Source organism: Thiopseudomonas sp. SA1F2-1K, from assembly GCF_057443035.1.
Genome location: NZ_JBYAVU010000004.1, coordinates 1 through 5055 on the forward strand (window position 1 = coordinate 1; position 5055 = coordinate 5055).

Here is a 5055-nt window from a genome sequence, read left to right on the forward strand (position 1 = left end):
ATGGCTACCCATAAGCCTATCAATATTCTGGAGGCGTTCGCAGCAGCGCCGCCACCGCTGGACTACGTTTTGCCCAACATGGTGGCCGGTACGGTCGGGGCGCTGGTGTCGCCCGGTGGTGCCGGTAAATCCATGCTGGCCCTGCAACTGGCCGCACAGATTGCAGGCGGGCCGGATCTGCTGGAGGTGGGCGAGCTGCCCACCGGCCCGGTGATCTACTTGCCCGCCGAAGATCCGCCCACCGCCATACATCACCGCCTGCACGCACTGGGCGCACACCTCAGCGACGAGCAGCGCCACGCCGTGGCCGCTGGTCTTCTGATCCAGCCGCTGATCGGCAGCCTGCCCAACATCATGGCCGCCGACTGGTTCGACGGCCTCAAGCGCGCCGCCGAGGGCCGCCGCCTGATGGTGCTGGACACGCTGCGCAGGTTCCACATCGAGGAGGAGAACGCCAGCGGCCCCATGGCCCAGGTCATCGGTCGCATGGAGGCCATCGCCGCCGATACCGGGTGCTCTATCGTGTTCCTGCACCATGCCAGCAAGGGCGCGGCCATGATGGGCGCAGGCGACCAGCAGCAGGCCAGCCGGGGATCGTCCGTGCTGGTCGATAACATCCGCTGGCAATCCTACCTGTCCGGCATGACGGCCGCCGAGGCCGAGGAATGGGGCGTAGACGACTCACAGCGGCCCTATTTCGTGCGCTACGGCGTAAGCAAGGCCAACTATGGGGCACCGTTCAAAGACCGCTGGTTCAGGCGGCACGATGGCGGGGTGCTCAAGCCCGCCGTGCTGGAGCGCCAGCGCAAGAGCAAGGGGGTGGCCCGTGGCGAAGCCTAAGCACGACCTCAGCCATGCCCGACACGACCCGGTGCACTGTCTGGCCCCCGGCCTGTTTCGCGCCCTCAAACGGGGTGAGCGCAAGCGCAGCAAGCTGGATGTGGTCTATGACTACGGTGACGGCAAGCGGATCGAGTTTAGCGGCCCGGAGCCGCTGGGGGCTGATGATCTGCGCATCCTGCAAGGACTGGTCGCCATGGCCGGGCCGAGTGGCTTGGTGCTTGGCCCTGAACCCAAGACACCCGGCGGTCAGCAGTTGCGGCTGTTCCTGGAACCGAAGTGGGAGGCCGTCGAAACCGATGCCATGGTGGTGAAGGGTAGCTATCGGGCGCTGGCCCGCGAAGTTGGCTATGCGGACATTGAGGATTCAAGGCCGATCAGGGAGTGCATCGAGCGGCTGTGGAAGGTGTCCATCATTGCCCAGAATGGCCGCAAGCGGCAGGGATTCCGGTTGCTTTCCGAATACGCCAGTGACGACGCCCAGGGGCGGCTGTATGTGGCCCTGAACCCCCTAATTGCGCAGGCCGTCATGGGTGGTGGCCAGCATGTGCGCATCAGTATGGACGAGGTGCGGGCGCTGGACAGCGAAGCGGCCCGCCTGCTGCATCAGCGCCTGTGTGGCTGGATCGACCCCGGCAAGACCGGCAAGGCGTCCATAGACACGCTGTGCGGCTATGTCTGGCCGTCAGAGGCAAGCCCCTCAGCCATGCGCAAACGTCGCCAGCGGGTGCGGGAGGCGCTGCCAGAGCTGGAGGCGCTGGGCTGGTCGGTGGTCGAGTTCGCCGCGGGTAAGTACGACATCGCCCGGCCCAAGGCTACCGGCTGACCCCCCGTTTAACAGTCACGCCCCCCCTGTTTAACAGTCACGAACCCCCCGTTTAACAGTCACGCCCCCAAACCTGCAAACCCAGCAGGGGCGGGGGCTGGCGGGGTGTTGGAAAAATCCATCCATGATTATCTAAGAATAATCCACTAGGCGCGGTTATCAGCGCCCTTGTGGGGCGCTGCTGCCCTTGCCCAATATGCCCGGCCAGAGGCCGGATAGCTGGTCTATTCGCTGCGCTAAGCTACACACCGCCCCCACCGCTGCGCGGCAGGGGGAAAGGCGGGCAAAGCCCGCTAAACCCGACACCAAACCCCGCAGGAAGCCGCTGGAGCGCTTTTAGCCGCTTTAGCGGCCTTTCCCCCTACCCGAAGGGTGGGGGCGCGTGTGCAGCCCCGCAGGGCCTGTTCTGGCCGATCACCGGGCTTAGCCATTCCCTGATCCGCGATTGATGAATGGCGGCGGGTCGCTTGGCCCGTCACCATCCAGAAAGCCCGGCTCATCCTTCTGGCGTGGCGGCAGACCGAACAAGGCCCGGTCGTGGTCGCGCTCAAGGTATGCATCCATTGCCGCCATGAGCCGATCTTCTGGCCACTCGCTGCTGTTCACCTTGGCCAGAATCATGGCGCCCACCAGCACCTTGCGCCGCGTTTCGTTCTTGCGCTCTTGCTGTTGCTCCCTTGCCCTCACCCGCTGAATCTCGGCATTGATCCGTGCTCGCTGTTCTTCGAGCTTGGCCAGCCGATCCGCCGCCTTGTTGCTCCTCTTAGCCATCTTGACACCTCATTGTTAATGTGCTGTCTAGTAGGCTATCATGGAGGCACGACGGCGGCAAACCCGACCCTACTTTGTAGGGGAGGGCGCACTTACCGGTTTCTCTTCGAGAAACTGGCCTAACGGCCACCCTTCGGGCGGTGCGCTCTCCGAGGGCCATTGCATGGAGCCGAAAAGCAAAAGCAACAGCGAGGCAGCATGGCGATTTATCACCTTACGGCGAAAACCGGCAGCAGGTCGGGCGGCCAATCGGCCAGGGCCAAGGCCGACTACATCCAGCGCGAAGGCAAGTATGCCCGCGACATGGATGAAGTCTTGCACGCCGAATCCGGGCACATGCCGGAGTTCGTCGAGCGGCCCGCCGACTACTGGGATGCTGCCGACCTGTATGAACGCGCCAATGGGCGGCTGTTCAAGGAGGTCGAATTTGCCCTGCCGGTCGAGCTGACCCTCGACCAGCAGAAGGCGCTGGCGTCCGAGTTCGCCCAGCACCTGACTGGTGCCGAGCGCCTGCCGTATACGCTGGCCATCCATGCCGGTGGCGGCGAGAACCCGCACTGCCACCTGATGATCTCCGAGCGGATCAATGACGGCATCGAGCGGCCCGCCGCTCAGTGGTTCAAGCGGTACAACGGCAAGACCCCGGAGAAGGGCGGGGCACAGAAGACCGAAGCGCTCAAGCCCAAGGCATGGCTTGAGCAGACCCGCGAGGCATGGGCCGACCATGCCAACCGGGCATTAGAGCGGGCTGGCCACGACGCCCGCATTGACCACCGAACGCTTGAGGCGCAGGGCATCGAGCGCCTGCCCGGTGTTCACCTGGGGCCGAACGTGGTGGAGATGGAAGGCCGGGGCATTCGCACCGACCGGGCAGACGTGGCCCTGAACATCGACACCGCCAACGCCCAGATCATCGACTTGCAGGAATACCGGGAGGCTATAGACCATGAGCGCAATCGACAGAGTGAAGAAATCCAGAGGAATCAACGAGTTAGCGGAGCAGATCGAGCCGCTGGCCCAGAGTATGGCGACACTGGCCGACGAGGCCCGGCAGGTCATGAGCCAGACCCAGCAGGCCAGCGAGGCGCAGGCAGCGGAGTGGCTGAAAGCCCAGCGCGAGACACAGGCAGCATGGGCCAAGCTGGCCAAGGAATTGCGGGAAGTGGCCAGCGAGGTGAGCGACGCCGCGCAGAGCGCCCGGAGCGCGGCCAGAGGGTGGCACTGGAAGCTGTGGCTAACCGTGATGGCGGCTTCCATGATGCCTACGCTGGTGCTGCTGATCGCATCGTTGCTCTTGCTCGACCTGACGCCACTGACAACAGAGGACGGCTCGATCTGGCTGCGCTTGGTGGCCCGATGAAGAACGACAGAACCTTGCAGGCCATAGGCCGACAGCTCAAGGCCATGGGCTGTGAGCGCTTCGATATCGGCGTCAGGGATGCCACCACCGGCCAGATGATGAACCGGGAATGGTCAGCCGCCGAAGTGCTCCAGAACACGCCATGGCTCAAGCGGATGAATGCCCAGGGCAATGACGTGTATATCAGGCCCGCCGAGCAGGAGCGGCATGGTCTGGTGCTGGTGGACGACCTCAGCGAGTTTGACCTGGATGACATGAAAGCCGAGGGCCGGGAGCCTGCCCTGGTAGTGGAAACCAGCCCGAAGAACTATCAGGCATGGGTCAAGGTGGCCGACGCCGCAGGCGGTGAACTTCGGGGGCAGATTGCCCGGACGCTGGCCAGCGAGTACGACGCCGACCCGGCCAGCGCCGACAGCCGCCACTATGGCCGCTTGGCGGGCTTCACCAACCGCAAGGACAAGCACACCACCCGCGCCGGTTATCAGCCGTGGGTGCTGCTGCGTGAATCCAAGGGCAAGACCGCCACCGCTGGCCCGGCGCTGGTGCAGCAGGCTGGCCAGCAGATCGAGCAGGCCCAGCGGCAGCAGGAGAAGGCCCGCAGGCTGGCCAGCCTCGAACTGCCCGAGCGGCAGCTTAGCCGCCACCGGCGCACGGCGCTGGACGAGTACCGCAGCGAGATGGCCGGGCTGGTCAAGCGCTTCGGTGATGACCTCAGCAAGTGCGACTTTATCGCCGCGCAGAAGCTGGCCAGCCGGGGCCGCAGTGCCGAGGAAATCGGCAAGGCCATGGCCGAGGCCAGCCCAGCGCTGGCAGAGCGCAAGCCCGGCCACGAAGCGGATTACATCGAGCGCACCGTCAGCAAGGTCATGGGTCTGCCCAGCGTCCAGCTTGCGCGGGCCGAGCTGGCACAGGCACCGGCACCCCGCCAGCGAGGCATGGACAGGGGCGGGCCAGATTTCAGCATGTAATGCTTGCATTAGCGCTAACGCCTGTTATACTGTTAGCTCTAATGGAGGGTTTGAGATGAAAGACCATCGGGATAAGCAGACCGGCAACCTGCTGGCCACGCCTAACGCGATCAGGCAGGCTAGGTTCGCCGACGCTCAGCGAGAGCTGGGCCGCAAGGCTCGCAAGATATGGGCTACAGACGCAGAAGCCGAGGCACTGCGCCTGTACCTGGAAGAACTCAGAGCGGCGCAGGGCGGGGGTAGTGACCCCGCCAGCGCCTAACCACCAACTGCCTGAACAGGAGGCAATC

At 64.6% G+C, this 5055-nt stretch carries 5 protein-coding genes; 4 read left to right on the forward strand and 1 reads right to left on the reverse strand.

What is annotated here, in order from left to right; genetic code table 11:
• On the forward strand, positions 1-840 hold the full coding sequence (locus AC2T15_RS13070) for a helicase RepA family protein (protein WP_486779170.1): 840 nt from the start codon (positions 1-3) through the stop codon (positions 838-840).
• Positions 827-1666 (forward strand): replication protein C, IncQ-type, encoded by an 840-nt coding sequence (gene repC / locus AC2T15_RS13075; RefSeq protein WP_486779171.1) that lies wholly within the window; start codon positions 827-829, stop codon positions 1664-1666. The genes AC2T15_RS13070 and repC overlap by 14 nt, the downstream gene beginning before the upstream one ends.
• A 423-nt stretch (positions 1667-2089) precedes the next feature.
• Here the strand turns inward: repC and AC2T15_RS13080 are convergent, their stop codons facing one another.
• Positions 2090-2437, reverse strand: a complete 348-nt coding sequence (locus AC2T15_RS13080) for a hypothetical protein (RefSeq protein ID WP_486779172.1) — start codon at positions 2435-2437, stop codon at positions 2090-2092.
• Positions 2438-2635: 198 nt separating this feature from the next.
• Between AC2T15_RS13080 and AC2T15_RS13085 the strand changes: the two genes are divergently transcribed.
• Together AC2T15_RS13085 and urfF are read left to right on the forward strand one after the other, a co-directional pair.
• Positions 2636-4765, forward strand: coding sequence for a MobA/MobL family protein (locus AC2T15_RS13085; RefSeq protein WP_486779169.1), 2130 nt, complete (start codon positions 2636-2638; stop codon positions 4763-4765).
• 55 nt (positions 4766-4820) lie between these two features.
• A complete protein-coding gene (gene urfF, locus AC2T15_RS13090) occupies positions 4821-5027 on the forward strand; it encodes a plasmid repression protein F (RefSeq protein ID WP_241381418.1) in 207 nt (68 codons plus the stop codon).
• Positions 5028-5055: the final 28 nt, after the last annotated feature.